The sequence below is a fragment of the Methylobacterium sp. Gmos1 genome (assembly GCF_053764715.1).
The window spans coordinates 1-24,732 of the sequence record NZ_JBSNCC010000011.1 but is presented as its reverse complement, the minus strand read 5'-3'; the positions used below and the strand labels follow the sequence as shown (position 1 = coordinate 24,732).

The following is a 24,732-nucleotide window of genomic DNA, read 5'->3' as shown; positions in this document are numbered from 1 at the left end:
CCCGGCGGGAGACTCCATGTCCGGCCTCTTCGACCCCATCCTGAACTGGCGGCTGCTGCCGGGCTCGCACGCCTTCCCGGGCCCGGACGGCGGCACCTGCATCAACGAGGCGGCGGTCGTGGCGGCGGGCCTGCCCTACCGGGCGATCCGCTCCTCGGCCGATTGCCCACCCTGCTTCTCGGTCCCCCTCGCGACTTACGCGCTCGGCCTCAACGACGCGATGCCGGATGCCGAGCGCCCGCGGCTGATGGCCTTCGTGCTGCGCCTCGCCGGCTCCGCCGACTCGGATGCCGTGGAGGCGGCGCGCACCGCCCACCTCGTGCACGAGGGCGTGCGCCGCCTGCTGCCGCCGGTGCTGGAGCGGGCCGGGCTCGCGCAGCACGCCGCCGCCTGCCGGGCCGCGCCGGACTTGCGCGCGGCCGTGACGGTCGCCCGCCACGCCGCCTGGTCGGCCGGTTCGCTCGCCGAGGCGGCCGGGCGCCAAGGCACCTGGGTGCGCGGAGCTCGCGCCGCGGCGGCGTCCCGCGCCGCGCTTTTTGCCGCCGAGATCGACCCCCGCACCGCCGCCGACGCGGTCGAGGCCGCCGCGCTGTTCTGGCCCGGCGCCTGGGCCGAGGCCGTGGCGATCCTCGACGAGGCCGCAGGGCTCGGCCGGCAGGCGCCGGCGCTCGGGATCGCGGAAGCCGGGATGCGCCTCGAGGCCGCGAAGGCGGCCCGGCGCGAGCGGGTGCATGCCGCCGGCTAGCGCGGTTTTTGACGAAGTGGACACAGGTTGGTCGATGGTATGCGGCTCAACCAGAGAGCTGGAGCACTGCCCGGTTGCGATGCCGCGGTACACGACACTGGCAGATGCGGTACTGACGGCCCACGCTTCGTCGTAAGCCACCCCCTTCCCGACCCGCCCTGCGCGGCCTCATCCCCGCGGCCAGCGGAAATCGTCCGCCCGGCCGGGCTGGGGCGGGGGGGCGGCGCCGCGGGTCAGGCTGCGCTCCAGGGTGTAGCCGGTGTCGCGGTCGATTCGCGGCCGGCCGGTGACGAGCTGGCCGCCCGGGGCGACGTCGTTGCGGGTGAGCGGCAGGACCGGGCCGGCGGCGGGCTTGACCGGCAGGGCCGGGATGCCCGGTGGCTCGGGCAGGCTCGGCAGCATCGCGGTGATGAGCCGGTCGATCGCCGCGTCGTCGTCGAGCTTGGCCTCGCCGGCCGCGGCCGGTGCCGGCGCTTCCGGGGCGAGCGGCGCGACGGCGTCGGGGAGGGCGGGCGTGCCAGTGGTCGCCTCGAGGAGCCGCTTGATCTCGACATCGGCGAAGTGCGCCGCCTTGCGGGCACCGGCCTGGGTGAAGTGCACCCCGTCCGAGGTGCGCAGCCGCGCCTGCTGGCCCTCGAGGTCCGGACCGGTCGCGGCGTAGCGGTTGTTCTCGTCGACGAAGGCCGGCCAGATGTCGACGTAGACGCCGCCCGCCCGCTGCACCCGATCGCGAAAGATCTCGTTGAGCGAGGTGATGTCGGCCGACAGCGTCTCGCTCTTCATCGGCGGCTCGCCGACCCAGACCACCGGCACCTTGCGGTCGGTGAAGACCTTCAGCAGCGCGTCGACCCGGTCGCGGTAGAGCGCGCGCCAGCGCTCGCTCAGAGGCTCGACCGTCTGGTCGCCGTCGCGCAGGGGCTGGCGGTCGTTGGCGCCGACCATCACCACCGCGTAGGATACCTTCGGGTTGGCCTTGAGGGTGTCCTCCGCCGCTTTCGGCCAGTCGACCACGTCCTTGCGCACCAGCCCGCTGTCGCCCTTGGCGCGGCGGATCACCACCACGTCCGGGTTCGACTCGTAGACCGTGTCGAGGCCCTGGCCCAGAAGCTCGGCGAGGGAGTCGCCGAACACCGCGATCTGGGTGCGCGGATCGGTCTTCGGCTTCGGGGCGGCGGGCCTCGCCACGACCGGGGCGGGGCGGGGCTTGGGCCGCTGCACCGAGCGCCCCTCGCGGCTGTGCATCACCTCACGCTCGCGTTCGCGTTCGCGCCGCGGGCGCGGGGTGCGGTAGGCGCCGCGATAGGCCGGCCGGCCGGCATCCGGCTGCGCCTGGGGCGCTGCCGCGGGGCGGTCCTCCCACGGCCAGTAGAATTGCCGCTGCGGCTCCGGCGCGGGCCGGTAGGCGGGGGCGCGTCGGTAGCCGTAGCTCTCGTCGTAATACTGCGCGTGGGCCGCCTCCGGCAGCATCACGCCCGCGAGCAGGCTCCAGAGAACGAGGCGCGATACTCCCCGTCCCGTCGGCCACCCGATCCGCATTGTTCTGGCTCCGCCCGCATCGTCACGGCGAGGAGTATAGCGCGGCGACCGGCTCCGGCCCAGCCACGCCGTCTGCGGGCCTTCGCGTTCGGGCCCCGTCAAGGTTAGGGGATGATGAAGGGCAGTGTAAAACCTCCGTTCATCATCCCAGAAGCCGGAAGAGCGGACCGTATGCGATGAAGACCGGTCGTTAAGCGGCGCCGGCCGAGAGTGTGTCCCAGGCGAGCGACGGGCAACAACACGTCGCCGCACGACAGGCGAGTGCTCTCAGATGTTTCGGACCGTACGGCGGCTGGGTGTCCAGGCCGCGCTCATCCTGGCGATCGGGTCTGGTGTGCTGCTGAGCCGGGGCGGCCGCGAGGCGGTGGCCCTGACCTTGCGCCCTGCGCTCGACCCGGCGCCGATCACCGCGCCGATGGCGCGGCCGGCCGCCCCGGTGCCGGCCCCCGGCGTGCGGGTGGTGCTGGCGCTGCCGTGGACCAACGGCAGCGCGGAGCTCGCCAGCGACGTCCTGGCCGCCCGGTACGGGACCGGCCTCAGCGATTCGCGGTGACGACCGGCGACACCGCCCGGCCGAGGGAGACCCAGCGGGCGCCCTCGTCGCCCTCGCGCTTGATGAAGGTGTAGCCGGTCTTGTGCCAGGGCAGCACGGCGCTGGTCTTGTTGTCGAGGACGAGGTCGCCGCGGTCGGTGCGCAGCATCAGCACGGCGTGGCCCTCGCCCTTCTCGTCGATCACTACCGTCATCCGCATCGCGCGCCGCGGCAGCCCGGCCTGGGCGAGCAGCTTGCGCTTGAGGAGCTGGAAATCCTCGCAATCGCCCGAGCCGTCCTCGGCGAGGTCCCAGCGGTCGGGGGTGCCCCAGTGCTCCATGTCGGTCACGGCGCGCAGCGAGGTGTTGACCTGACGGTTGATGCCGGTGACCGTCTGCCACAGCCGCGGGGTCAGGGTGACCTGGGCCGGCTCGCTCACGTCCACCGCGCATTCCGAGGCGTAGCGGGCGCAGAACTCGGTCCAGGCCGGGACCGGCCGGGCCTCGCCGACCGTCGCGGCCGGGATGGTGACCGAGGGAAGCGCCGCCAGGGTCTGGCTGCCCGCCCCGTTCGCCGAGGCCAGGAGCCCGGCGGCCACGGCCAGGACCTGCGCGATTCCGATTCCGACCGTGCGACCCGCGATACGCATCTGGTACTCGCAACCGTTAAGCTCTCGTTAACGAGTTGGTCGCACGCCGGGTCCGCGAGGGCAACGGCCGAGTTAAGAAAAGGTTAACGCGTGTTCACAGGCGCGCGCGGGCCCGCCTCACACCCGCCGCAGCGAGAGCGCGGCGATCACCGAGGCGCCGAGCAGGGTCGCCGCCACCGGGGTCGCCGAGCCGTCGTGCCAGGTGGCGACCACCAGGGTGAACAGGGCGCCGAGCGCCATCTGCATGAAGCCGTAGAGGCTCGAGGCCGAGCCGGCGGCGTGGGGATCGACGTTCATCAGCCCCGCCACCGCATTCGGCCCGAGGAGCCCGATGCCGACCGCGTAGAGCACCAGGGGGCCAAGCAGCGTCACCACCGTGAGCTGCCCGCCGCGGTCGACCGCCAGCAGCGCCAGGGCGGCGAGAAGGCAGATGCCGTTGCCGATCCGGGCCGCGCGCTGGATCGGCATCCGGCCGGCCAGCCGCCCGGCGACTGCCGAGCCCACCACCATCCCGGCCACCACGATCAGGCAATCGAGCCCGACCTCCTGCGACGAGCGGCCGAGCCGGTCGACGAGGAGGAACGGCGCCACCGCCAGGAAGGCGTACAGGCTGGTACCGGCGCAGGCCCCGGCGAGCAGGTAGGCCCGGTAGGCGGGGTTGCGCAAAAGGCGCAGGTAGGCGCCCGCGACGGCGCCGATTCCCGGCAGCGCCACCGGCCGCCGGTTGGTCTCCGGCAGGGTCAGCACCACGAGCGCGCCGAGGAGCGCCACCACGCCGGCCAGCACCACGAACACCGCCCGCCAGCCGAAGGCGCCGGCGACGAGGCCGCCGATCGCCGGAGCGAGCGCCGGCGTCAGCGTCATCGCCATGGTGAGGATCGCGATCTTGCGGGCGGCGTCCGCGGCGGTCGAGACGTCGCGCACCATCGCCCGGCCGAGCACCAGCGAGCCGCAGGCCCCGAGCGATTGCAGCACCCGGGCGACGATCAGGACCTCGATCGAGGGGGCGGGAATCGCCATGAGCAGCCCGGCGAGGTAGAGCGACAGGCCCGCGATCAGCACCGGGCGCCGCCCGAACCGGTCGGAGAGCGGCCCGTAGACCAGTTGCCCGCAGGCGAGGCCGACGAGGTAGAGGGTGATCGTCAGCTGCGCGGCGACCGGCGTCGTGCCGAGGTCGGCCGCCGCCGCCGCGAGCGCCGGCACGAAGATGTGCAGCGCCACCGTCCCGGTCATCGTCACGGCGACGAGGAGCGCCAGCGACGCCTGCGCGTGGGGCGAGGCGGCTCCGTCGGGCGGCGAGGTCCGGTCCGGGGTTCCGTCGGCACGCCTCGGTGACATCTTCATCGCTCGCTCGGCTCAACGATCCTTGGTGGGCTCGATCCTCTGTAAGGCGAGGCCGGCTGGGCGAGGCATGCCGTTCGGGCATGGCTGAACCCAGCCGGCGCCCCGGGTGCCGAGGCGGACGCCCGCCCCGGTCGGGTGGCTCATCACATCTGAGTGAAGCGCTCCATCTTGTTTGTCTGCGAACGATCGGGACAATAATCAGACTTTCACGGCGCGGCGACGCGGTCCCGGGCGCTGGCGCGGAAGGGGCAGGAGATGGGGCGGAGGATGCCGATGTCCGATGGCGTGTTCGAATCCGGCCGCCGGCCGAACCTTTCCCGCGACGACGACGAGGTCTACGGCGGCGGTGTATCGATCCGGCGCCTGCGCGAGATCGAGGCCCTGCTCGGTGTCTCGATCGAGCCGGCCGCCGGGACGGCGCGCGACGACATGGCCTTCGAGCGGCAGGCGATCGACCTCCTGCGCGCCTTCGACCGGATCACCGACCCCGAGACCCGCCGCGAGGTACTCCGGCTCGTCGTCGCCATGGCACCGCGCGAGGGCCGGAACTGAGGTTGCGCGGGCCTGCGACCGCGACGCGAGGGCCTGCAACGACGCCATGACCTGCGCCGAGGGGCCGATCGGGGCGCTGCCGTGACTCTCCCTGGCCTTCAGATGGTCTCGCGCAGGCGCCGCATCGCCTGCACCCAGTCGCGTGGGCCGAGGCCGGGCGCCGCGGCGGCCGGGTGCAGACCCTCGCGGGCGCGGCGGCGGGCGTCCCGCGGGCTCATCGCGAACCGGCTCCGGAACGAGCGGCTGAAATGCGTCTCGCTGGCAAAGCCGCTGCGGAAGGCCACCTGGGCGATGCTGCGCCCGTCGCCGGGCCGGTTCAGGGCCATGAACGCTCGGTCGAGCCGGCGCCCGGCGATGTAGGCCATGATCCCGCCCTCGAAGCCGAACAGCCGGTACAGGCTCGCCCGGGATACGCCGCAGGCGGCGGCGACGCCGGCGGGGCTCAGGCCCGGGTCGTCGAGGTGGCGCTCGACATAGGCGCAGATCCGGTTGTGGACGCTGGCGCCGGCCGCCGCGCGCACCAGGGGCTCCGCCTCGCGCAGGTCGCTGCCCGACATGAGCAGGCAGAGCGCGTCGAGGGCGGCGCCCGCTTCCCGGGGGCTGAGGGACGCGGCATGCTGGGCCAGGCTGCGCAGGTGGCTCTCGATCACCGCCGCAAGCGCGCTGCCGCGGCCGATCGACCGCCCGTGCAGGTCGTTCGTGCCGGCGAGTGGTAGCCGGTCCCGCGGCAGGATCAGCGTGAGGTTGGAGAAGTCCGACGCCCGGGTATGCAGGGTGCGGTTGAGGTCGAGGACGGTGATGTCCCCCGCCGCGACCGAGACGGCCCGGTCGCCGCACAGCCCCTCGAAGCCGCCGGCGACGTAGAGCTGGATCACGACGTGGTCCCAGCCGGAGCCGCGGACGTCGCCCCAGTCGCGCTCGAAGCTCTGCGCCCGCGCGGTGCAGGCCGTCAAAAGCGCGTCGGCGACCGGCATCGCCTGCATCTCGGCCCGGAACGCGCTCCTGTCCTCGTCCGCGATCGCGACCCGGAACAGGGGTTGCACCAGGTCGTGCCAGAGGGAGAATTGCTGCTCGGCGGCGAGCCGGTCCAGCTGGAAGTCGATCGTCGTCGAGTCGGCCATCGCGTGGCGTTCGCCTGCCTCCCGCCCGAAGGCTTCTCCGGATGCGGGAACCGGATCGTTGCGTCAATCCGCCGGCGGCGGGTACGTCTACCCGAAGTCGATCGCCCCCGGCCGCGGGCCGGGCCCGCGGCCGGGGGCGTCGCTCGGCGTTCGTTCAGCTCTGCGGCGCGGCGCGGCGGCGGCGGGCGGGGAGCGGCGAGGAGAACGGGACCATCCGGCCGATGACGGGGTTCGGCGTGTGATCCAGGGCGGTGCCGTTATACGCGTCGACGCCCGCCCCGATGACGCCGCCGAGGAGGACGTTGCCCGCCATGCTGGCGCCGCCCGTCCCGCTCAGCTTGGTGGTGACCGGCACCTCCACGTCGGCGTGGCCCGGCAGCGAGAAGGTCGAGACGAATTCCTGCTTGCGCGGCACCTCGAGGGTGCAGGGCGTGACCGGGCAGCCCGGCCCGAACGAGGTGCGCATCGCGGCGCCCGGCGGTTCCGACAGGAAGGTGACGGGCTCCGTCGTGCCGCGGGTCACGGTCCCGCAGGCGGTCAGGGCGAGGAGGCTCAGGCTGGCGGCGATGATGCGCATCACGTCGGGCTCGCGCGGACGGCCGACGGGCGGCCGCGTCCACAATCAGGAGGGCGGTTGATGAAGAGGACCCCCCCGGCCGGTCGGCTGAAGCTTGGCCTTGAGGATCGGTCCGGTTGTTGCTCAGCCGTATCCCCGAGTCCAGCACGGATTTTTATATCCGGACGCAGGGACACCAAAATCCACGGTGAACCATCCGACGAGACACATGCGATCGGCTGACTTGTTTCTCTACGTCAGAGAGCGAACATTCACGGCGGACCCGGCCTCGTGGCCCGTGAAGTTCCGGCATGCCGTACGGTCGAGCCCCGGTGCGACGGCGATCGTCGCTCACGTCTGCGCCCGACCGGAGTCGTTTCGAGACGCACGCACATGCTTTTGGGACGCTGGCCCCAGGTCGCTGCATCCCGCGTCTTGCCCGATCTGCTAGGAAGATGCGGGTTGGGCGGGCGTCGGACCGCGTTCGTGCCCGGGTGCTGGTCGAGTTGTTCTCCCATGATCGAGTCGGATGTCGGACGGCCGCCGTGGGCGCCGCGGGAGCGCCCGTCGAGCGGGCGCGCGATCTCGCTGATGCTCGCGGTCGCGCTCGTCCTCGCCATCGCCGTGGCGGCGGCCGCGCCTTTCGCCGGAGCGCCCTGAGTCGCCTGCCGGTCAGGCCGGCGGCCCGCCGAGCCTGATGCCGGCGCGGCGAAACAGCGTCAGCCAGATCGTGTTGAGCTCGCTGCGGGTCGCGTCGCTGGCCGCGAGATCGACGAGGAAGCAGCGCACCTCGTATTCGAGCCCGTGCTCGCCGATGCGCATCAGGAGGACGCTCGGGGCCGGATGGACCGCGACGTTGGGATGACGCTCCGCGACCTTCAGCAGGATCTCGTGCAGCACCTCGACGTCGGTCTCCTTGTCGAGGATCAGCGGCACGCGCAGGCGCTGGGTGTCGTCCGTGAGGGTCTTGTTGCGGACGATCGACGTGATGAGGTCGGTGTTCGGCACCACGAGGTCGGTGCGGTCGCCGGTGGCGATCAGGGTGGAACGCACGCTGATCTTCTTCACCCGGCCTTCCTCGCCCTTCACGGTGACGAGATCGCCGACCCGGATCGGCCGCTCGGCGAGCACGATCAGCCCGGACACGAAGTTCGACACGATGCTCTGGAGGCCGAAGCCGATGCCGACCGAGAGGGCGCCGGCGATCACCGTGAGGCTCTGCGGGTTCACCCCGAGCTGGCCGAGCGCCGCCGCCAGGGTCAGGGCGAGGCCGCCATAGCCGACCACCGTGATGACCGAGTAGCGCGCCCCGGCATCGAGCCTGGTGTGGGGCAGGAAGCGCCGGTCGAGCCAGCCGGTGGCGAGCCGGGTCGCCAGGAGGCCGGCGCTCAAGGCGAGGAGCGCGAGGCCGGCGGCCCCGAGCCAGCCGCGCAGGTCCGCGGCCGTGGTGCCGAGGAACGCGTCCTGGAACGGGTTCAGCTCACCATGGGCGAGGCTCCAGGGACCGACGACCACGAACGCCATCGCGCCGACGACGAGGGCGTGGAGCAGGCCCGAGAGCGCGATCGAGGCCAGCGCCAGGGTCCCGGGCCGGAGCGAGAGAGTGCGGCACAGCCGCGACAGCCTGGCCGAGCGGGCGATGTCCTCCGCGCCGACCGAGAGCGCATCGACGCAGATCAGCACGATCCAGCCCAGCGCCACCAGAACCCCGGCAACGAGGAGGCGCCCGATCAGGAAGTCGCCGAGCGCCGTGAGGCCGAGGAGCACGCAGACGAGGGCGGCCGCGGTCACCGCCCAGGCGAGCGGTCCGAGGGCGCCGAGGAGGCCGACGGGGGCGGCGGCCGGCATCGCCGCCAGCGCGGCCTCGTCCGGAGGCTCGGCATGGGCGAGCCGCACCAGTGCCCCGGCGAGGAGCGCGCAGCAGGCAAGCACCGCGAGGATCGTCGCGGATTCGCCGAGCGCCGGTCGGAACTGCGCCATGACGAAGAACTCGGCGAGGACGAGGTAGGCGGCGTAAATCAGCAGCATCGCCGTGCCGGTGCGGTGGATGGCCCGGGCCGCCGGATCGCCGACCGCCAGGAGCCGCAGGGCGGGGTCGCGCGGCGCCGCCAGGGCTCGCAGGATGCCGGTACCGAGGATTACCCCGGCGATGGCCGCGAGCAGCCGCACCGCGAGGGAATCGACGCTGCCGGGCGAGAGGTCCATGTCCTCGTTGAGGAGGATCAGGAGGGCAAAGGCGACCGGCACCGGGGCCACCGCGATGCCGAGGTCGATGACGGCGTGGACCGCCGCCGCCCGGCGCGGGCCGATGCCCGCCCGCTCGCAGAACCGGCGCCAGCGCCGACCCAGGCGCCGGCCCGACGAGCGGGCGATCCCGTAGAGCATCAGCCCCAGGACCAGCACCACGGCGGCGCCGAGCATCTCCTCGTCGTCGAGACCGGTCTCCGCCGCCCGCGCCCGCAGATCCGCCAGCCGCTCGCCGACCTGCGGCAACGCCCGGTCGAGAAGCTCGCCCCAGAAGGGCGGGGTGAGCGGGCTCGGGCTCGGCGCGAGCAGACGCCGGGCAAACAGCGCGCGGCGCGCCTCGGTCACCCGGGTCAGCAGGTCCTCGGCGGTCCGCAGGCTCTGTCCGTCCTGCCGCAGTCGCGCCTCGACCTGCGCCAGCTCGGCCTCGGCCTGCCGCTTCTCCGCGGCGGCGGCCTCCGGCACGGTGGCGTGGCCGATCTCGGCGAGCCGCGCCTGCGCCTGCGCGCGGGCGGCCTCCGACTCCCGCCGCAGGGCTCTGGCCTCGGCGATCAGGGCCTCGGTCCGGTCGCGCAGGCCGAGCAGGCCCTTGAAGTCGCCCTGCAGCCGCTCGGCGTCCGCCCGTGCCGCCGCGATGCCGGCGGTGAGGCCGGCGCGGCGGGTGTCGTCGGGCCCGGCCGAGGCTGGACGGGCCGCCGCGAGCAGGAGCGCCAGCGCGACCAGAAGCCCGCGGAGGAAACCGCAAGGAGACGTGCTGTGACGAGACATGGGAGACAGCCCGCGAGGCCGCGCCGTGCGAAGCTTGGCCGCTGGCTGCCTAGCATGGCGGTGACGATCGGCAAGGGGCGATGGAACGCGCCATGCCGGTGGCGGGCCGCCCTCCCGCCGTCCTTACCCGCCTTCGGACGGGCGCCTCGCGAGCCAGACCACGTGCGGGGTCCGCCCGGGGCGCTCGGAGCGCAGGCGATGCTCGGTAACCGTGAAGCCGGTGCGCTGGAGGCGGGCCTTGAACTTGCGGTCCGGGCAGCCGGACCAGATCCCGAGCAGGCCGCCCGGGCGCAGGGCCCAGCGCGCCCGCTTCAATCCCCAGGAATCGTAGAGCCGGTCGTTCCCCCGGCTGACCAGGCCGCGCGGGCCGTTGTCGACGTCGAGCAGGATCGCGTCCCAGGCCCCCGGACCGGACTGGATCACCCGGTTGACGTCGCCCTCGCGGATCTCGACCCGCGGATCGTCGAGGCAGCCGTCGAACACGTGGGCGAGGGGCCCGCGGGCCCAGGCGAGGACCGACGGCACCAGCTCGGCGACGACGACCCGGGCATCGGGCCCGAGCTCGGCCAAGGCCGCCCGCAGGGTGAAGCCCATGCCGAGCCCGCCGATCAGCACCCGCGGCGCCGGCCGATCGCGCAGATGCGCGCAGGCGAGGGCGGCGAGGTCGCGCTCCGAGCCGCTGCGGTGGCTGCCCATCAGCTCCATGCCCTCGACGACGATCAGGTACTCGTCGTCGCGCCGCACCAGCCGCAGGGATCCGCCGCCGCTGGGGATCGGGCCGGTGTCGAGTTCGGTCCAGGCCGCCAAGGCCGCGCCGGGCACGGGGGAACGCCGCATCGGTCCTCTCTCCGGCGCCCCGGGGAGGGACGGGCGCCTCGTCGCTGGGAAACCGCCCCACTCGGGGACGGGCCGCCGATCCGCCGTCCGGCAGCCGGGAAGGGCTGGCGGATCGGGCCGGCGGCCGGCGATACCCGGCGGCGCGCGGCTCGTACAGCGCTCCGACGGCATGGCGTTGCCTGCCCGCCCGACCGTGTACGGCGGCGAGGGTGCGTCAGGCGGCGCGATCTCCGGCGTAGAGGCGGCAATGCTGGAGGTAGCCGACCTCGTGCCGGCCGGCGAGCTCGACCACGCTCGACCACAGCCAGGACGGCGCCTCGCCGTCGCAGCCGCGCGTGACCTCGCCCCGCCACGCGGCGCGGATGCCCGCGTCCATCTGCCGGCCGTGGGCCCGGCCGACCACGTAGGCGAGGTAGTGCGCGGCCCGCACCGCCTCCTCGCGGCTGAACTGGTCGACGTCGAGCTTCAGGTCCTGAGGGGCGAGCTCGCGCATCACCACCGGCTTGCCCAGAAGGTGCACCGGCAGCATCCGCTCGCCGAGATTCGGGGCGAGCGCCCGCGCCCCGGCGACGACACGTTCGGCGGGGTCCTCGGGCATCCGGGCGCCGGGGGCGGGGGGTGCTGCGGGCGCGACCGCCTCCTTCAGGTCGACCAGGGCCAGCCTGTCCTTGCCGTGTCCCTCGCCCTTGCCGTGCCCGTTCGGATCCTCGATCCGCACCAGGGCGGCGTAGCGCAGGAAGCCGAGCGAGCTGCACCCCTTCATCCAGTAGGCGGCGTCGACGAGGCGCAGGCCCGCCGCGGCGTCGCGCCCGTTGAGGGCGAGCACGAGGCGGCGCACCGCCCCCTCGTCGAACAGGTCGCGCAGGGCGTCGCGCTCGCCCGCGTCGAGCGCCCAGAACTTGCGGCCGAGGGGGATGCGCGGCTCGACGTCCTTCAGTCGCTCGCGGGCGAGCTGCTTCCAGTGCCGGCCGAGAGCCCGGCGCCGCACCGTGCGCACCACCTCCGGCTCGGGCGGGGCCTCGCCGGCGCCGGGTTCGCCGTCGCCCGCTCCGTCGAGACCCTGCGCGTAGCCGCGGACCATCTCCTCCAGCATCCGGGCGGTGACCACGCCCGGCAGGTCCGAGCCGCGCGCCGCGCTCGCCAGCGACAGGCCGAGGCGCACGAGGTCGTGGGTCGGGTTGCCGATCACCGTCTGGTCGAGGTCGCGGATCTGGATCTCGACCTGCCCCTCGGCGTCGGCGAGCGGCCCGAGATTGCCGAGGTGGCAATCGCCGCAGATCCAGACCGCCGGGCCTTCCGGCAGGGTGCCGCGGGGCAGGCCGTCGAGCCACTCGTAGAACTTGAGGGTGTTGCCGCGCACGTAGGCGTGCGCCGAGCGCGCCATCTTCAGGGTGCGCTGGCGTTCCAGCACCGCCGCGCGGTCCTCGCGGCCGAAGCTCGGGATCTCGGACATTCCATCACCTGCGTGAGCACGGCCGGCACGCTACCTTGGCCGCATCCCTCAACGCACGGAGAACAGGTTGGCAACGCGCGTCGTTTCGTCTCTGCTGTGGATGAAGGGTGCCGTTGGAACGTACCCGAAGGTCTGCTGCGAGCGCGTCGGCCCGTCCGCTCCGCCAAGCGGGCGCCGCTGGTTGGCAGCCAGGATCGGCTGCACCGTTAGCGACAAATTCCGTCTCGACACGATGAGAGATCTCAAAACGTCCTTGTCAGAGTGCCGATTGAAGGTCCGTATGGCCGAAGTCCCGTCCCTTGAAGAGAATGGGATCGAGGCTTGCGTGCGCGCACGCATAGGACAAGCAGTCCGCGAGGTTGAGCTGTGCCGGATGGCCTCGGCCCTTCCCGTAGCGTTGGAATGCCTCCACGGCAATGCGACCGACATTGTCACTGATCGCGATGACGACGATGCCGGCTTCAGTGAGGAACTCGTCAAAATCGGCTTGAACATCGACAAGATCGCGGTCCAGGCGGCTCGCCAAGACCATGCAGGTTTCCAGGCGAACCATCGGCGATGTACAACGGCGCGATGCGCGCTCGATGCATCTCGCGAAGATCCCGGCTTCAGGTTCCTTGCAGAAGATCGCGACGAAAGCGGACGTGTCGATGAACATCACCGTGTCCACATCTCGTCACGATCCGACTCGGTGACCGGCCGTGCATTGGGCCCGGCTTTCGCCAAGGCCCGGTCGGCGAGAGCGGCGAGGCGCTGGGCGAGGGGTATCGAGGCTCGTTCGCGTTCCAGCTCGTGCTCCAGGGCCTGGATCACAACCTCCGTGATCCCGGTCTTGCGACGCTGCGCAAGTTCGCTGGCGAGGGCGTGGGCGCGAGGGTTCCGCACGTTCAGCGTGGTCACCATGGCAGACTTCTTTACAAGACCGTAATGATGTAATGCGTGAGCCGTGAGTCGGCGAGCTGTTCCAGTATCAGCCTGACATCACGAGGGCGCTATCGGGCAGGGCGCGCTCACGCGCCCCGCGCTTCCTCCCCCGGCCAGTCCAATGCCGCGTACTGCGTCCGCAGCTCGCGCTTGAGCAGCTTGCCGGCGGTGTTGCGGGGGAGATCGTCCTGGAACAGGATGCGCTTGGGCACCTTGTACGGCGCGAGCCCGGTGCGGCAATGGGCGATCAGCTCCTCGGCCCCGGCCTCGGCGCCCGGGCGCAGCACCACGACCGCCGTCACGGCCTCGATCCATTTCGGGTGCGGCAGGGCGATCACCGCCACTTCCGAGACGCTCGCGTGGGTGAACAGCACCTCCTCGACCTCGCGGCTCGCCACGATGGTGCCGCCGGTCTTGATCACGTCCTTCACCCGGTCGACCACCGTGATGTAGCCCGCCTCGTCCATGATCCCGACGTCGCCCGAGTGGAACCAGCCGCCGCGGAAGGCCTCGCGGGTCTCCTCCGGCTTGTCCCAGTAGCCGGCCATCAGCTGGGGCGAGCGGTGGACGATCTCGCCGCGCTCGCCAGGCGCCACGTCGCGCAGCGCATCGTCGACGATCCGGGTCTCGACGTTGAAGACCGGGCGGCCGCAGGAGGCCGGGCGCTCGTCGTGCTCCTCGGGGCGCAGCACGGTCGCGAGCGGCGCGATCTCGCTCTGGCCGTAGCAATTGTAGGGTTTCGCGCCGGGCAGGCGGGTGCGCAGTTCCTCGAGCACCGGCACCGGCATGATCGAGGCGCCGTAATAGACGTGGCGCAAGGAGGTCAGGTCCCGCCGTGCGAAGTCCGGCGAGCGCAGGAGGCTGATCCAGACGGTCGGGGGTGCGAAGAACGAGGTGAGGCGGTGCTCCTCGATCAGGCGCAGGCAGGTCTCGGGCGCCGGCGCCTCGATCAGCACCGTCTCGGCCCCGGCGAGCAGCTGGGGCATGGTGAAGGCGTGCATCTGCGCCGTGTGGTAGAGCGGCAGGGCGGCGAGCGCCCGGTCGCCGGGGCCGAAATCGAGGGCGATCACGCAGCTCAGGTACTCGGCGAGGAGGCCGCGGCTCGTCATCATCGCACCCTTCGGCGCCGCGGTGGTGCCGGAGGTGTAGAGGAGCTGCACCACGTCCTCCTCGGCGACCGGCACGTCGACGGGATCCGCCTCGCCCTCGGCCGCGGCGAGGCTGAGCACGTCGAGGCCGGTGCCGCCGAACAGGGTGGCGAACCACGGACCCGTCCGGTCCTCCAGCGCCTCCCGTGCGTTGCCCGCGAGCGCCGGGTCGACGATCAACGCGCGGGCGCCCGACTGCTCGACGATGTAGCGCAGCTCGCGCCCGGTGAGCGCGTAGTTGACCGGGACGTGGATCAGGCCGGCCCGCGCGCAGGCGAGCCACAGGATCAGGTAGGCGTCCGAGTTGCGCCCGAGCGCGCCGACCCGGTCGCCGCGGGCGAGGCCCGCGTCGCATAGCCCGCGGGCGACCCGGTCGACGGCGCGGTCGAGGGCCGAAAAGCTCCAGCGCCGCTCGCCGAAGGTCAGGGCGTTGCGGTCGCGGTAGCGCCGGGCGGTGCGGCGGAGCGCGTCGGAGATCGTGTCGCGCCGGGCGCGCGCGGCCTCGGGTCCGGCGAAGGAATCGTCGCGGTCCATGGTCGTTTCTCCCTCGTGTCTTCGTTGTTGTCCTCCCTTGTCTCAGGGCGGCACGGACAAGTCACGGGGGATCGCGCCGCCCGTCACCGCGCCAAGGCGCGCGACTTCACCGGCATGACGCCGACCATGGACGGAGCGAGGGCCGCGATCGTCGTATGATCGCCTCGCTGCCCCGCACCGCAGCGCGGGGCAGGAGATGCAGGGCATCGTCAGATCAAAGGTATATCCCTACAGGAATTCGATCCGCATCGTGACGGCGAGCATCGTCATCTCGCACCTGCGGTAGGGAACGGCGTCCCATCCGAATCGGATAGACGCAAATAATGATTGCATCCGCAAGACGAAATCGTCTCGTAAAGAAAAATTCCTGAAATCTGAATTCCAGAATCGGCGCATGCCAAGTCGGAGCGCGCCGGCTATGACTGGGGCGGCGCCGATTCGGACCGGATTGGCGCAGGGTTTACGCCAGCAGGATCGACCAGCATGACAGCGGTTCCCGGTTCCTCCGCTCCCGCCGACGATGTCGTCGTCAAGGCGGCGATCTATCCATCGATCGGGATCGCCCGGGTCGGCAACAGCGAGACCGAATGGTATCTCGGGCCGGAGGTGCCCGATCCGCTGCCGCTGCCGCCCGGCTCCTACCGCGACAAGACCGGCGCCCTGAAGCGCGAGGCGGCGCGGTTCCGGGTCTACGGCCTCAACCGGGCCGGCACGATCGTGCGCGAGCTGACCGGCTCCGACGCCGAGATCGCCTGGACCGTGCAGCTCGCCAATACCAAGGCGGCCTGGTACGGCTTCCAGCTGGCGCTCGACATCCCCGAATCCTGGGAGCCGACCGCCATCCCCACCACCCTGCGCAACCCGATGCATGCGGACCGGGCCGCCCTGGCGATCACCCCGCGGGCGCGCACCATCGCGGGCCGGGCGCAGCCGGAGCAGGTCTTCGATGACGGCACCTTCATGGGGACCCCAGTCACGCTCGGGTCGATCCGCACCGACGAGGCCGGCCGGCTCATCGTCCTCGGCGGCCACGGCGAGTCCACGTCCTATACCGGCGAGCTGGCGGTGACCTTCGCCAACAACGACACCTGGCACGACGACGTCGCTGACGGCCCGGTCACCGCCACCGTGCGGCTCGGCGGCCGGTCCCTGCCGGTGGAGCCGGCCTGGATCGTCGTCGCCCCGCCGAATTACGGCCCGTGCCGCAAGTCGGTGCGCACGCTGTGGGACCTGATGCGCGACATCGCGGTGGCGAACCGCTGGCTGCCCAAGCCCAAGCGCCCGTCCTTCACGCACGACATCCTGCCGATCTTCGAGCGGATGGCCGGCCTGCAATGGGTCAACCAGGGCTTTGCCGCCGGCTTCGGCTGGAAGGGCGTGTTCGACCTCACGCCCGAGACGATCGCGCGGCTCGCCTCGCCCGACTCGTCCGACCAGGAATGGCGCCGGGTGATCGCCAACCAGTTCCGCACCGTCGCCCCGACCGGCTCGAACGGCAAGAAGGCCGACGCGACCACCCGCGACAGCTGGTCGCCGGTGCCCTGGCCCTGGCTCTACGGCGACGCGATGAACGTCCCGCCGGCGCTCTCGCCGCGCCAGAACAGCAGCCTGAGCGCCTTGCAGCTCGAGAATCTCGGAAAATGGGTGAAGGGCGAGTTCGAGGCCGATCACGATCCGAACCGGCGGGTGCCCCGCACCATCGACGAGGTTCCGCTCGCCCGGCAGGGGGACACCCTGACCAAGGCCGCCCTCGATTTCTGCCTCGCCGACGCCTTCCATCCGGGCTGCGAGATGACCTGGCCGGTGCGCTGGATCGGCCTCTACCGTGCGCCGTTCCGGTTCGCGCACGCGCCGGCGGGCTGGGTCGAGCCGGATTACGGCATGACGCTGACATACACGCGGGCGCTCGCCCCCGATGGCTGCCTCGGCCCCCAGATCGCCGGCGGCCTGACCCGCTGGATGGCCGTGCCCTGGCAATGCGACACCGCGAGCTGCCGCTCGGGCTACGACAAGGCCTACGACCCCTACGTGCCGACCTTCTGGCCGGCGCGGGTGCCGAACCAAGTCCTCACGCGCGACGACTACGCCATCGTCAAGGACGAGCGCCGGCCGCTGGCGGAGCGCAAGGCAGCCTTCGCCCGCCGCGCTGACTGGGACGCGCCCCTCGACCTCGCGGCGACCTACGTCTCGCAGATCAACACGATGATCGCGCATTTTGACAAGATGGGCGTGGTCGAGAGCCTGCCGGGACCCGCCGACGGCGAGTTCCCGGCGGTGATGGAGGTGCAGGACCTCACCGTCCCGGCGCAGCCCGGAATCCGGCTCCTGAAGCGGAACGCCAGCCCCGACCCGGAGGTGACCGACCTCTCCGACATCGACAAGGTGCGCCGCCTGCCGCCGCACCTGCACCGCTGAGCGGGCGGGGGCGCCGGTGACGACGGAGCTCGCCGCGGACGTCGTGGTGATCGGGGCCGGTCCCGCCGGCGCCGCCGCGGCGTCGCTGCTGGCGCCCTCCTGCCGCACGCTGGTGCTCGACCGGGCGGAGGCGGGCGCGCCGCGGTCCGCCCGCATCGGCGAGGCGCTTCCGGCGGCGGCGCGCCGGCTCCTGCGCGACATGGGCCTGTGGGAGTCGTTCCTGGCAGAGGGCCACGCCCCCTGCCAGGGGGCCGACAGCCTGTGGGGCGGCCCGGACCCGGTCTCGGTCGACGCGGTGCGCGACCTCGACGGCCCGGGGTGGCACCTCGACCGGGCACGCTTCGAGGACTGGCTGCGCGGTTGCGCCGCCCGGCGCGGCACGGCCCTGGTGGCGCCGGCCCGACTCGCCGGGCTCGCGCGCGCCGAGGACGGCTGGCGGCTCACCGTGACCCGGCACGGGCGCCCGCTCATGGTCGCGGCCCGCATCGTGATCGACGCCGGCGGCCGGGCCTCGCCGGTGGCCCGGGCGCTCGGGCAGCGCCGGGCCCGGGGCGACCGGCTGATCTGCCGCTGGCTCCACGGCCACGGTGCGGAGGGCCCTCGCCGCACGATGGTGGCGGCCGAGGCCGAGGGCTGGTGGTACACCGCGCCCCTGCCGGCCGGGCGCCGGGTCCTCGCCTTCCACACGGACGCGGACCTGCCGGCGGCCGTCGCGACAGCGGCCGCCCCGGATCTCCTGGCCCGCGCCCGGCGACAGCCGGGCCTTCGCGACGTCCTCGACGCGGCGGGCTTCGTGCCCGACGGCCCGGCGGGCTCCGGCGCCGCGCACAGCGCGCGGATTGCGCGAGCCGCGGGCGAGGGCTGGCTTGCCATCGGCGACGCCGCCCTGTCCTGCGATCCCCTGTCGTCGCAGGGGCTGCTCAACGCACTCTACACCGCCCTGACCGGTGCGGAGGCGGTGCTTCGGACGCTTGCCGGCGAGCCCGGGGCGCTGAGCGACTACCGGCGCGGCCTCGACGCCGTGGCGGAGGCCTACGGCACCCATCTGCGCGCCTGGTACGGCCTCGAGACCCGCTGGGCCGACCGGCCGTTCTGGAGCCGTCGGCAGGGAGGGTGAGGGCCAGCGCCCCCGTCAGCCGAGCTTGCCGGCTGCCGCCTCGAGCAGCCCCATCGCCTCGTCGCCGAACTTCTTGCGCCATTCGGCGTAGAAGCCGCTCCGGCGCAGTTCATCCTTGAACGGCGCGGTGTCGACGTCGTTGAAGGCGAGGCCCTTTCCGACCAGCTCCTCGCGCAGCGAGGCGTTGAGCCGGGCCACGTCCTTGCGCTCGTCAAGGCAGGCCGCGTTCACGTTGCGGGCGAACACCTCCTTGAGGTCGTCCGGCAGCTGGTTCCAGGCGCGGCGGTTGATCAGGAACCACCAGCCGTCCCACATGTGGTTCGTCACCGAGCAGTATTTCTGCACCTCATAGATCTTGGCGGTGTTGATGATGACCGGCGGGTTCTCCTGCCCGTCGACCACCCTGGTCTGGAGCGACGAATAGACTTCCGCGAAGTTGAGGCTGGTCGGCGCGGCCCCGAGCGAGCGGAACAGCGAGGTCCAGAGCGCGCTCACCGGCACCCGGATCTTGAGGCCCTGAAGGTCCTTCGGGTCCCGAATCGGCCGCACGCTGTTGGTGATCTGCCGGAACCCGTTGTCCCAGATCCGCTCCATGACGACGAAGCCGGCCTTCTCGATCTGGCCGCGCAGGTGCTGGCCGAGCGGCCCGTCCATGCCGCGCCACACCGCGTCGTAATCCGGGAACGCGAAGCCGAGGCCGTAGATCGACGAGGTCGGGATGATCGTCGAGAGCACGTTGACGCCCGACAGCGCGAAGCATTCGAGCGCGCCGGAGCGCAGCTGCGAGAGCATGTCGCTCTGGCCGCCGAGCTGGTTGTTGGAAAAAATCTGGAGATCAACCCGCCCGTCGGTCTGCGCCCGGATGGCGTCGGCGGCCCGGCGGGCGTGGATGTTGATCGGGTGGGTCTCGGGTACGTCGGTGCCGAGCTTGAACACGAATTCGGCGGCGCGGGCGCCGCGCAACGGCACGAGCGAGCCGACCAGGCCGGCGCCGAGCGTGCCGGCGACCAGGGCGCGGCGCGAGAGAGGGGGGCGCGACATCGTTCCTCCTGAAATTTTTGGTTGGCGGCGAGGGCCGCACGACATGTATTTTCTTGTCTTTGACAGTGATCGAAAACGGGTTTCGTCCAACTCCACCGTCATCCCGGGTTCCGCTGCGCGACCCCGGGATGACGTCGACAGGTGTCGATGTGGATGGGCATGCCTTCCACCGCCGGCCTGGCCGCCCTCACAACGCGATGATCGGCTTGATCTCCTCGAAGTTCTTCATCCGGTTCAGCGCCGTATCGACCTCGTCGAGGCCGTAGCGCCCGGTCACCATCTTGTGGAACGGCACCTCGTGCTGGTGGCTCGCCACGAATTGCAGCGCCTTCCAGTACGCCTTGGCCTGGCCGGAGAACGACCCGAGCACCCGCAGGTTCTTCGCCACGATGGTCGAGGGTGCGATCGTCGTCGTGCCTTGCCCGAGCTGGCCGACCACCACGTAGGCCGCACCGCGGCGGGCGAGGTCGAGGCCCTCGCCGAAGGCGGCCGGGTGCCCGGTGAACTCCATCACCACGTCGGCGCCGCGCCCGTCGGTGAGCGCCCGAACCCGGTCGAGGCGCTCGGGATGGCTCGTCTCCTCGATCGAGATCGCCTCGTCGGCGCCGAATTCGCGGGCGAGTGCGAGCCGCGCCGCGGGCGCCCCGAGGGTGACGACCCGGCGCGCACCCGAGACCTTGGCGACCGCGGTGGCGAGCAGCCCGAGGGGTCCTGCGCCCTGCACCACCACCGTGTCGGTCGGGTCGATCCGCCCGAGGACGTCGAAGGCGTTCATCACCGAGCGGAAGGCGCAGCTCGCCATGCTGGCAAGCTCGTTCGGCACCGAATCCGGCACCTTGACCCGGCCGGAATCCGGCAGCACGTAGCCGTACTCCGAGAAGCCGCCGAGCAGGTAGGGCGCCACGTCCATCCGCTCGTACATGTACTTGCGGCTGTACTGGCACAGAGTCGGCTCGCGGGCGACGGTGCAGAAGTAGCACCGTCCGCAGGCGGTGTGGGTCCAGGTGATGCGGTCGCCGACCCGGAGCGACTGGCCGACCGAGTCGCGCTCGGTGCCCGCCCCCATGGCGACGATGCGCCCGACCATCTCGTGGCCGAGGATCACCGGCAGGTCGACCTTGAGGGCGAGCGAGCCCTGCCAGAGATGGACGTCGGTGCCGCAGATCGAGCAGGTCTCGATCTTCGTCAGGATCGCGCCGGGTTCCAGTTCCTGCGGGACCGGCACCTCCTCGATGCAGACCGGGGTCTTGAACGCCCGCACGACCGCAGCGCGGCTGGTCTTCGGAAAGCGCATCATGACCTGTCCTCCGGCAGCCCCTCGGGCGCCATCGCGAGCACGCGGCGCGCGAGCTTCAGGTGGGCGATGTCGATCATCCGCCCGTCGAGGACGGCCACACCCGCGCCGCTGCCGTCGAGCAGACGCACCACCTCCCGCGCCCAGGCGACGCGCTCGGGCGGCGGCGTGAAGGCGGCCATCACCGCCTCGAGCTGGCCCGGATGGATGCAGAGCTTGCCCGAGAATCCATCCGCCGCGGCGGCCCCGGTCTCGGCGCGAAGGCCGGCGGGATCCCGCGGATCCGGGAACGGCGTATCGATCGCCGCGACCCCGGCGGCGGCGGCCGCGATCAGCAGACGGTCGCGGGCGGCGGCCACCGGCGCCGCGAGGCGGCCGTCTGGCCGGCGCGGGCTGATGCCGAGATCGGCCGACAGATCCTCGGCCCCGAAGCAGAGGGCGCGCAGGCGCGGCGACACCCCGGCATAGTTCATGTCCCGGAGCGAATCCGCCGTCTCGGTGGCGAGCAGCAGCACCTCCACGGAACCCGCCGGCATCTGACCTGCCGCCTCCAGCACGTCGATCTGGCCGGAGAGCATCAGGAGATCGACCGGCGACGTGCATTTCGGCAGCAGGATCGCGGCGGGCCGCGCCGGGACGAGGGCGGCGAGGTCCTCGAGGTACCAGGCGGTGCCGCGCGGGTTGATCCGCACGATCAACTCGCCCGGCCGGGCGCGGAGCATCGCGGCGGCCTCGGCCCGCGCCGCTTCCTTGGCGGCGGGCGCGACGCTGTCCTCCAGGTCGAGGATGACGCCGTCGGCGCCCGATCCGACCGCCTTCTCGACCTTGCGCGTCGAATCGGCCGGGGCGAAGAGCAGGGAGCGCAGCCTCATCGCGTGGTCTCCGTCCGGTCGAGTTCGGCGGCGATCTCGGCCTCGTCCTGGCCGAGGGAGGGGGCGAGGCGCCGGATCCGCCCGGGCGTGCGCGACAGGCGGGGGAAGGGCGCGTGCATCGGTACGCGCCCGTGCTCGGGATCCTCGACCTCGACGAGGACGCCGCGGCCTTTCACGTGCGGATCCTCGGCGAAGCCCGCCGGGTCGTAGACCGGGCCGACCGTGACCTCCGCCGCCTCGAAGTAGGCAAGGTTGTCGGCGAGATCCCGCCCGGCGATGAAGCCGCCGACGATGGCGTCGACCTCGTCGACGTTGTCGAGCCGGGCGGAGTTGGTGGCAAAGCGCGGGTCGTCGATCATCTCGGGCCGACCGATGGCTGAAAACAGCCGGGCGGCCATTCCCTGCGTCGAGGCCGAGAGCGCCAGCCACTCGCCGTCCCGGGTGCGGTAGACGTTACGCGGCGCGGTGATGCTGACCCGGTTGCCGATGCGCGACGGCACCCGGCCGGTGAGGCGGTGGATCGCCGCGTCGGGCCCGAGGGTGGCGTGCAAGGGCTCCAGCAGCGACAGGTCGACGACCTGCCCGGCACCACCCGGGCCTTCCGCCACCCGCAGGGCCGCCAGGGTGGCGAAGGCGCCTGACAGGCCCGCCACCATGTCGGCGAGCGCCAGGTTCGGCAGGGCCGGCGGCTTGTCGGAAAAGCCGTTCTTGGCGGCAAACCCGCTCATCGCCTCGATCAGCGAACCGAAGCCGGGGCGTTGCGCGTAGGGGCCCGTCTGCCCGAACCCGCTGATGCGCACGATCACCAGCCTCGGGTTGAGCCCGAGCAGGATTTCGGGCGAGAAGCCCGCCGCCTCCATCACGCCGGGCCGGAAGCCCTCGATCAGGACCTGAGCCATCGGCACCAGCCGGCGCAACGCGGCCTTGCCGTCGGCCTCGCGCAGGTCGAGGCGGATCGAGCGCTTGTTGCGGCCGTAGACCTTCCACCAGGCCGGGATGCCGTCCTCCTGCCAGTGCCGCAGCGGATCGCCCCGATCGGGCTCGAGCTTGATCACGTCGGCGCCGAAATCGGCCAGTTGCAGGCTCAGCATGTTGCCGGCGACGAGGCGCGAGAGGTCGAGCACCCGGATCCCGGCGAGCGGGCCGTCTGAGAGGCCGGCGCTCACCGGCGGCCCCGATCACGAACGGCGTCTCGCCCCTTGCGCACCATTGCGTACCTCCCCGGGCCGTCTTGCTTGGGGAGTATCCTGTCCGAGGGAGCGGCTACGATCGAGACGGATTTTCCGGGGTGGCCATCGGGAAACCTTATGGCTCGGCCAGCACCGCGTTGCCCCAGGCGCCGCTCTCGACGAGGCGGCCCACCTCCGCCACCATCAGGTCGGCCACCAGGGCGGCGGGGCCGGCGAGTGGCTGGTCGGCGGCGTAGCACAGGCCGAGCGGCCGGGTGATCGTCGGCTCGACGATGCGGATCATCGCCGGGCGCGTCGCCTCGTCGAGCCCCGAGAGCCCGGAGATCGGCAGGATAGCGGCGGCGGCGCCCGAGGCCGCGATCCGGCGCATGGTCGGCAGGCTGTCGACGTCGGCGACCACCGTCAGCGACAGGCCCTCGCGGGCGAAGGCCGCCTCGACCATCGTGCGCAGGGTGTGGGTCGGGCTCGGCATCACCAGCGGCAGGCGCGCCACCTCCCGCATGGTGATGCTGGCCGGGATATCCGCCCCCGCCTTGGTCACGAGAAAAAGTTCTTCTCGCAGGATCGGCTGCACGTGAAGCCCGGGACCGGAGCGGTCGCGGTAGAGGATCGCGAGTTCGAGCCGCCCTTGCGCGATCAGCTCGTGCAGGTAGCCGGACAGGCTCTCGAACAATTCCGGCCGGATGCCCGGATAGTCGCGCAGGATCGTGCTCAGCAGCGGATAGGCCAGGATGGTGGACACGCTCGTCGGCAGGCCGATCGCCACTCGCCCGATCAACGGTCCCGGCCCGGTGAGATCGGCCACCGCGCCGTCGACCTGCCGCAGGATGGTGCGGGCGTGGCGGTAGAAGCGCTGGCCGGCCTCGGTCGGCCGCACGCCCCGGGCGGTGCGGACGAGGAGCTCGTTGCGCAAGGTGGCTTCGAGCTGGGCGATCTGCTGGCTCAGGGCCGGCTGCGCCACGTTGAGGTGGGCCGCCGCCCGCGACAGGCTGCCCCAATCCACCGCGGCGACGAAGAAGCGGATCTGCTTCAGGGTAGGGGTGGACATGGCGGCGTCCCGCTCGTCTTGTTGGCCGGTGCCGGCAGGCCGAGTGTGCGGCGAGGACGAGCGGGAAATCAACGGGTTTTCCGGCGACGGCACCCATCGACGAGGAGTGAGACGTGACCCCCGAACAGAAGATCGCCGAGCTCGGCCTGACCCTGCCCGAGGTACCGGTGCCGGTGGCCAATTACGTGCCGTTCCGCATCGTCGGCGACCTGCTCTACCTCTCCGGCCAGGGCCCGAAGCGGCCGGACGGCACCTACCGCCCCGGCCGGCTCGGCCGCGACGCCACGATCGAGGAAGGCTATGCCGACGCGCAGCTCGCCGGGCTCCAGCTCCTCGCCGTCGCCAAGGCGGCGCTCGGCGACCTGTCGCGGATCAAGGCGGTGGTGAAGCTCCTCGGGATGGTCAATGCCGAGCCCGATTTCGCCGACCACCCGAAGGTCATCAACGGCTGCTCGGACTTGCTGGTGAACGTGCTGGGCGATGCCGGCCGCCACGCCCGCTCGGCGGTCGGGATGGGCTCATTGCCCAACCGCATGACGGTCGAGGTCGAGGCGATCCTGCAGATCGCGCCGTGAGCGGAGCGGCTCGCGATAGGAGTCTGACGATGGCCCTGAGCCGTGAGGCAAGAGCCTGAACGCAACGAAGCCCGCCAGGATGTCCTGGCGGGCTTCGTTCGTGAGGGTCGTGTCGAGGGAACGTGTGACGTGCTTGGCAGGTCTGGCGGTGACCGACTCTCCCGTGTCTTGAGACACAGTACCATAGGCGCTGGGGCGGTTAACGGCCGAGTTCGAGATGGGATCGGGTTTGAGACA

Annotated in this window: 23 protein-coding genes and 1 rRNA gene; 7 read left to right on the top strand and 17 right to left on the bottom strand. The window is 72.1% G+C overall.

Annotated features, from left to right (window positions below; all coding sequences use genetic code 11):
- Positions 1 to 16 precede the first annotated feature (16 nt).
- Positions 17 to 745 (top strand): hypothetical protein, encoded by a 729-nt coding sequence (locus ACS5PV_RS20140; protein WP_455397123.1) that lies wholly within the window; start codon positions 17 to 19, stop codon positions 743 to 745.
- Positions 746 to 913: 168 nt separating this feature from the next.
- Here the strand turns inward: ACS5PV_RS20140 and ACS5PV_RS20135 are convergent, their stop codons facing one another.
- The gene (locus ACS5PV_RS20135) at positions 914 to 2,281 is read right to left on the bottom strand and encodes an SGNH/GDSL hydrolase family protein (RefSeq protein WP_455397122.1); all 1,368 of its coding nucleotides are present in this window, start codon (positions 2,279 to 2,281) and stop codon (positions 914 to 916) included.
- Between the two features lie 271 nt (positions 2,282 to 2,552).
- Here ACS5PV_RS20135 and ACS5PV_RS20130 point away from each other — a divergent pair, with 271 nt between their 5' ends.
- On the top strand, positions 2,553 to 2,834 hold the full coding sequence (locus ACS5PV_RS20130; RefSeq protein ID WP_455397121.1) for a hypothetical protein: 282 nt from the start codon (positions 2,553 to 2,555) through the stop codon (positions 2,832 to 2,834).
- Here the strand turns inward: ACS5PV_RS20130 and ACS5PV_RS20125 are convergent.
- Together ACS5PV_RS20125 and ACS5PV_RS20120 are read right to left on the bottom strand one after the other, a co-directional pair.
- On the bottom strand, positions 2,818 to 3,462 hold the full coding sequence (locus tag ACS5PV_RS20125) for a transglutaminase-like cysteine peptidase (RefSeq protein ID WP_455397120.1): 645 nt from the start codon (positions 3,460 to 3,462) through the stop codon (positions 2,818 to 2,820). The two genes, ACS5PV_RS20130 and ACS5PV_RS20125, sit on opposite strands and share 17 nt — an antisense overlap.
- Positions 3,463 to 3,579: 117 nt before the next feature.
- Positions 3,580 to 4,806, bottom strand: coding sequence for a multidrug effflux MFS transporter (locus tag ACS5PV_RS20120; RefSeq protein WP_455397119.1), 1,227 nt, complete (start codon positions 4,804 to 4,806; stop codon positions 3,580 to 3,582).
- 267 nt (positions 4,807 to 5,073) lie between these two features.
- On the opposite strand from ACS5PV_RS20120, the gene ACS5PV_RS20115 reads away from it, so the two are divergent.
- Complete coding sequence (locus tag ACS5PV_RS20115) at positions 5,074 to 5,358, top strand: hypothetical protein (RefSeq protein WP_455397118.1); 285 nt, start codon at positions 5,074 to 5,076, stop codon at positions 5,356 to 5,358.
- Between the two features lie 98 nt (positions 5,359 to 5,456).
- Here ACS5PV_RS20115 and ACS5PV_RS20110 read toward each other — a convergent pair whose 3' ends face one another.
- Both ACS5PV_RS20110 and ACS5PV_RS20105 read right to left on the bottom strand, forming a co-directional pair.
- A complete protein-coding gene (locus ACS5PV_RS20110; RefSeq protein WP_455397117.1) occupies positions 5,457 to 6,479 on the bottom strand; it encodes a helix-turn-helix domain-containing protein in 1,023 nt (340 codons plus the stop codon).
- A gap of 154 nt (positions 6,480 to 6,633) precedes the next feature.
- Positions 6,634 to 7,056: a translation initiation factor 2 gene (locus tag ACS5PV_RS20105; RefSeq protein WP_455397116.1), complete on the bottom strand. Its 423-nt coding sequence runs from the start codon at positions 7,054 to 7,056 to the stop codon at positions 6,634 to 6,636.
- Between the two features lie 495 nt (positions 7,057 to 7,551).
- Here ACS5PV_RS20105 and ACS5PV_RS20100 point away from each other — a divergent pair, with 495 nt between their 5' ends.
- The gene (locus ACS5PV_RS20100; protein ID WP_455397115.1) at positions 7,552 to 7,695 is read left to right on the top strand and encodes a hypothetical protein; all 144 of its coding nucleotides are present in this window, start codon (positions 7,552 to 7,554) and stop codon (positions 7,693 to 7,695) included.
- A gap of 12 nt (positions 7,696 to 7,707) precedes the next feature.
- Here the strand turns inward: ACS5PV_RS20100 and ACS5PV_RS20095 are convergent, their stop codons facing one another.
- The 6 genes from ACS5PV_RS20095 to ACS5PV_RS20070 all read right to left on the bottom strand — a co-directional run bounded on the left by ACS5PV_RS20095 (position 7,708) and on the right by ACS5PV_RS20070 (position 14,943).
- Positions 7,708 to 10,047 carry a DUF3772 domain-containing protein gene (locus ACS5PV_RS20095; RefSeq protein ID WP_455397114.1) on the bottom strand — a complete coding sequence of 780 codons (2,340 nt, stop codon included), beginning with the start codon at positions 10,045 to 10,047 and terminating at the stop codon, positions 7,708 to 7,710.
- A 123-nt stretch (positions 10,048 to 10,170) separates the two neighbouring features.
- Positions 10,171 to 10,854: a spermidine synthase gene (locus ACS5PV_RS20090; RefSeq protein ID WP_455397277.1), complete on the bottom strand. Its 684-nt coding sequence runs from the start codon at positions 10,852 to 10,854 to the stop codon at positions 10,171 to 10,173.
- A gap of 244 nt (positions 10,855 to 11,098) precedes the next feature.
- Positions 11,099 to 12,337 carry a DUF2252 family protein gene (locus ACS5PV_RS20085; RefSeq protein WP_455397113.1) on the bottom strand — a complete coding sequence of 413 codons (1,239 nt, stop codon included), beginning with the start codon at positions 12,335 to 12,337 and terminating at the stop codon, positions 11,099 to 11,101.
- 256 nt (positions 12,338 to 12,593) lie between these two features.
- Complete coding sequence (locus tag ACS5PV_RS20080) at positions 12,594 to 12,995, bottom strand: type II toxin-antitoxin system VapC family toxin (RefSeq protein WP_455397112.1); 402 nt, start codon at positions 12,993 to 12,995, stop codon at positions 12,594 to 12,596.
- The gene (locus ACS5PV_RS20075) at positions 12,995 to 13,240 is read right to left on the bottom strand and encodes a type II toxin-antitoxin system VapB family antitoxin (RefSeq protein ID WP_455397111.1); all 246 of its coding nucleotides are present in this window, start codon (positions 13,238 to 13,240) and stop codon (positions 12,995 to 12,997) included. The genes ACS5PV_RS20080 and ACS5PV_RS20075 overlap by 1 nt, the downstream gene beginning before the upstream one ends.
- A 107-nt stretch (positions 13,241 to 13,347) precedes the next feature.
- Positions 13,348 to 14,943: an acyl-CoA synthetase gene (locus tag ACS5PV_RS20070; protein ID WP_455397110.1), complete on the bottom strand. Its 1,596-nt coding sequence runs from the start codon at positions 14,941 to 14,943 to the stop codon at positions 13,348 to 13,350.
- A 483-nt stretch (positions 14,944 to 15,426) separates the two neighbouring features.
- Between ACS5PV_RS20070 and ACS5PV_RS20065 the strand changes: the two genes are divergently transcribed.
- Entirely contained in the window at positions 15,427 to 17,358 is a 1,932-nt protein-coding gene (locus tag ACS5PV_RS20065; protein WP_455397109.1) for a LodA/GoxA family CTQ-dependent oxidase, read from the top strand.
- A gap of 16 nt (positions 17,359 to 17,374) precedes the next feature.
- Positions 17,375 to 18,475 carry an NAD(P)/FAD-dependent oxidoreductase gene (locus ACS5PV_RS20060; protein WP_455397108.1) on the top strand — a complete coding sequence of 367 codons (1,101 nt, stop codon included), beginning with the start codon at positions 17,375 to 17,377 and terminating at the stop codon, positions 18,473 to 18,475.
- Between the two features lie 15 nt (positions 18,476 to 18,490).
- On the opposite strand, the gene ACS5PV_RS20055 is transcribed toward ACS5PV_RS20060, so the two are convergent.
- The 5 genes from ACS5PV_RS20055 to ACS5PV_RS20035 all read right to left on the bottom strand — a co-directional run bounded on the left by ACS5PV_RS20055 (position 18,491) and on the right by ACS5PV_RS20035 (position 23,920).
- Positions 18,491 to 19,516: a TRAP transporter substrate-binding protein gene (locus ACS5PV_RS20055; protein ID WP_455397107.1), complete on the bottom strand. Its 1,026-nt coding sequence runs from the start codon at positions 19,514 to 19,516 to the stop codon at positions 18,491 to 18,493.
- 187 nt (positions 19,517 to 19,703) lie between these two features.
- Positions 19,704 to 20,813: a zinc-binding dehydrogenase gene (locus ACS5PV_RS20050; RefSeq protein ID WP_455397106.1), complete on the bottom strand. Its 1,110-nt coding sequence runs from the start codon at positions 20,811 to 20,813 to the stop codon at positions 19,704 to 19,706.
- On the bottom strand, positions 20,810 to 21,682 hold the full coding sequence (locus tag ACS5PV_RS20045) for an HpcH/HpaI aldolase/citrate lyase family protein (protein WP_455397105.1): 873 nt from the start codon (positions 21,680 to 21,682) through the stop codon (positions 20,810 to 20,812). The genes ACS5PV_RS20050 and ACS5PV_RS20045 overlap by 4 nt, the downstream gene beginning before the upstream one ends.
- A complete protein-coding gene (locus ACS5PV_RS20040; protein WP_455397104.1) occupies positions 21,679 to 22,848 on the bottom strand; it encodes a CaiB/BaiF CoA transferase family protein in 1,170 nt (389 codons plus the stop codon). Before ACS5PV_RS20040 ends, ACS5PV_RS20045 begins: the two co-directional genes overlap by 4 nt.
- Positions 22,849 to 22,987: 139 nt before the next feature.
- A complete protein-coding gene (locus ACS5PV_RS20035; protein WP_455397103.1) occupies positions 22,988 to 23,920 on the bottom strand; it encodes a LysR substrate-binding domain-containing protein in 933 nt (310 codons plus the stop codon).
- Positions 23,921 to 24,033: 113 nt separating this feature from the next.
- On the opposite strand from ACS5PV_RS20035, the gene ACS5PV_RS20030 reads away from it, so the two are divergent.
- Complete coding sequence (locus ACS5PV_RS20030; RefSeq protein ID WP_455397102.1) at positions 24,034 to 24,495, top strand: RidA family protein; 462 nt, start codon at positions 24,034 to 24,036, stop codon at positions 24,493 to 24,495.
- A gap of 140 nt (positions 24,496 to 24,635) precedes the next feature.
- Here the strand turns inward: ACS5PV_RS20030 and rrf are convergent.
- Positions 24,636 to 24,732 (bottom strand): 5S ribosomal RNA (gene rrf / locus ACS5PV_RS20025); the annotation flags it as partial.

Coding starts and splice junctions, on each gene's coding strand:
- ACS5PV_RS20115 (WP_455397118.1), top strand. CDS start 5,074: ATGCCGATGTCCGATGGCGTGTTCGAATCCGGCCGCCGGCCGAACCTT.
- ACS5PV_RS20095 (WP_455397114.1), bottom strand. CDS start 10,047: ATGTCTCGTCACAGCACGTCTCCTTGCGGTTTCCTCCGCGGGCTTCTG.
- ACS5PV_RS20055 (WP_455397107.1), bottom strand. CDS start 19,516: ATGTCGCGCCCCCCTCTCTCGCGCCGCGCCCTGGTCGCCGGCACGCTC.
- ACS5PV_RS20140 (WP_455397123.1), top strand. CDS start 17: ATGTCCGGCCTCTTCGACCCCATCCTGAACTGGCGGCTGCTGCCGGGC.
- ACS5PV_RS20080 (WP_455397112.1), bottom strand. CDS start 12,995: ATGTTCATCGACACGTCCGCTTTCGTCGCGATCTTCTGCAAGGAACCT.
- ACS5PV_RS20065 (WP_455397109.1), top strand. CDS start 15,427: ATGACAGCGGTTCCCGGTTCCTCCGCTCCCGCCGACGATGTCGTCGTC.
- ACS5PV_RS20035 (WP_455397103.1), bottom strand. CDS start 23,920: ATGTCCACCCCTACCCTGAAGCAGATCCGCTTCTTCGTCGCCGCGGTG.
- ACS5PV_RS20110 (WP_455397117.1), bottom strand. CDS start 6,479: ATGGCCGACTCGACGACGATCGACTTCCAGCTGGACCGGCTCGCCGCC.
- ACS5PV_RS20135 (WP_455397122.1), bottom strand. CDS start 2,281: ATGCGGATCGGGTGGCCGACGGGACGGGGAGTATCGCGCCTCGTTCTC.
- ACS5PV_RS20125 (WP_455397120.1), bottom strand. CDS start 3,462: ATGCGTATCGCGGGTCGCACGGTCGGAATCGGAATCGCGCAGGTCCTG.
- ACS5PV_RS20105 (WP_455397116.1), bottom strand. CDS start 7,056: ATGCGCATCATCGCCGCCAGCCTGAGCCTCCTCGCCCTGACCGCCTGC.
- ACS5PV_RS20100 (WP_455397115.1), top strand. CDS start 7,552: ATGATCGAGTCGGATGTCGGACGGCCGCCGTGGGCGCCGCGGGAGCGC.
- ACS5PV_RS20050 (WP_455397106.1), bottom strand. CDS start 20,813: ATGATGCGCTTTCCGAAGACCAGCCGCGCTGCGGTCGTGCGGGCGTTC.
- ACS5PV_RS20120 (WP_455397119.1), bottom strand. CDS start 4,806: ATGAAGATGTCACCGAGGCGTGCCGACGGAACCCCGGACCGGACCTCG.
- ACS5PV_RS20075 (WP_455397111.1), bottom strand. CDS start 13,240: ATGGTGACCACGCTGAACGTGCGGAACCCTCGCGCCCACGCCCTCGCC.
- ACS5PV_RS20045 (WP_455397105.1), bottom strand. CDS start 21,682: ATGAGGCTGCGCTCCCTGCTCTTCGCCCCGGCCGATTCGACGCGCAAG.
- ACS5PV_RS20070 (WP_455397110.1), bottom strand. CDS start 14,943: ATGGACCGCGACGATTCCTTCGCCGGACCCGAGGCCGCGCGCGCCCGG.
- ACS5PV_RS20085 (WP_455397113.1), bottom strand. CDS start 12,337: ATGTCCGAGATCCCGAGCTTCGGCCGCGAGGACCGCGCGGCGGTGCTG.
- ACS5PV_RS20130 (WP_455397121.1), top strand. CDS start 2,553: ATGTTTCGGACCGTACGGCGGCTGGGTGTCCAGGCCGCGCTCATCCTG.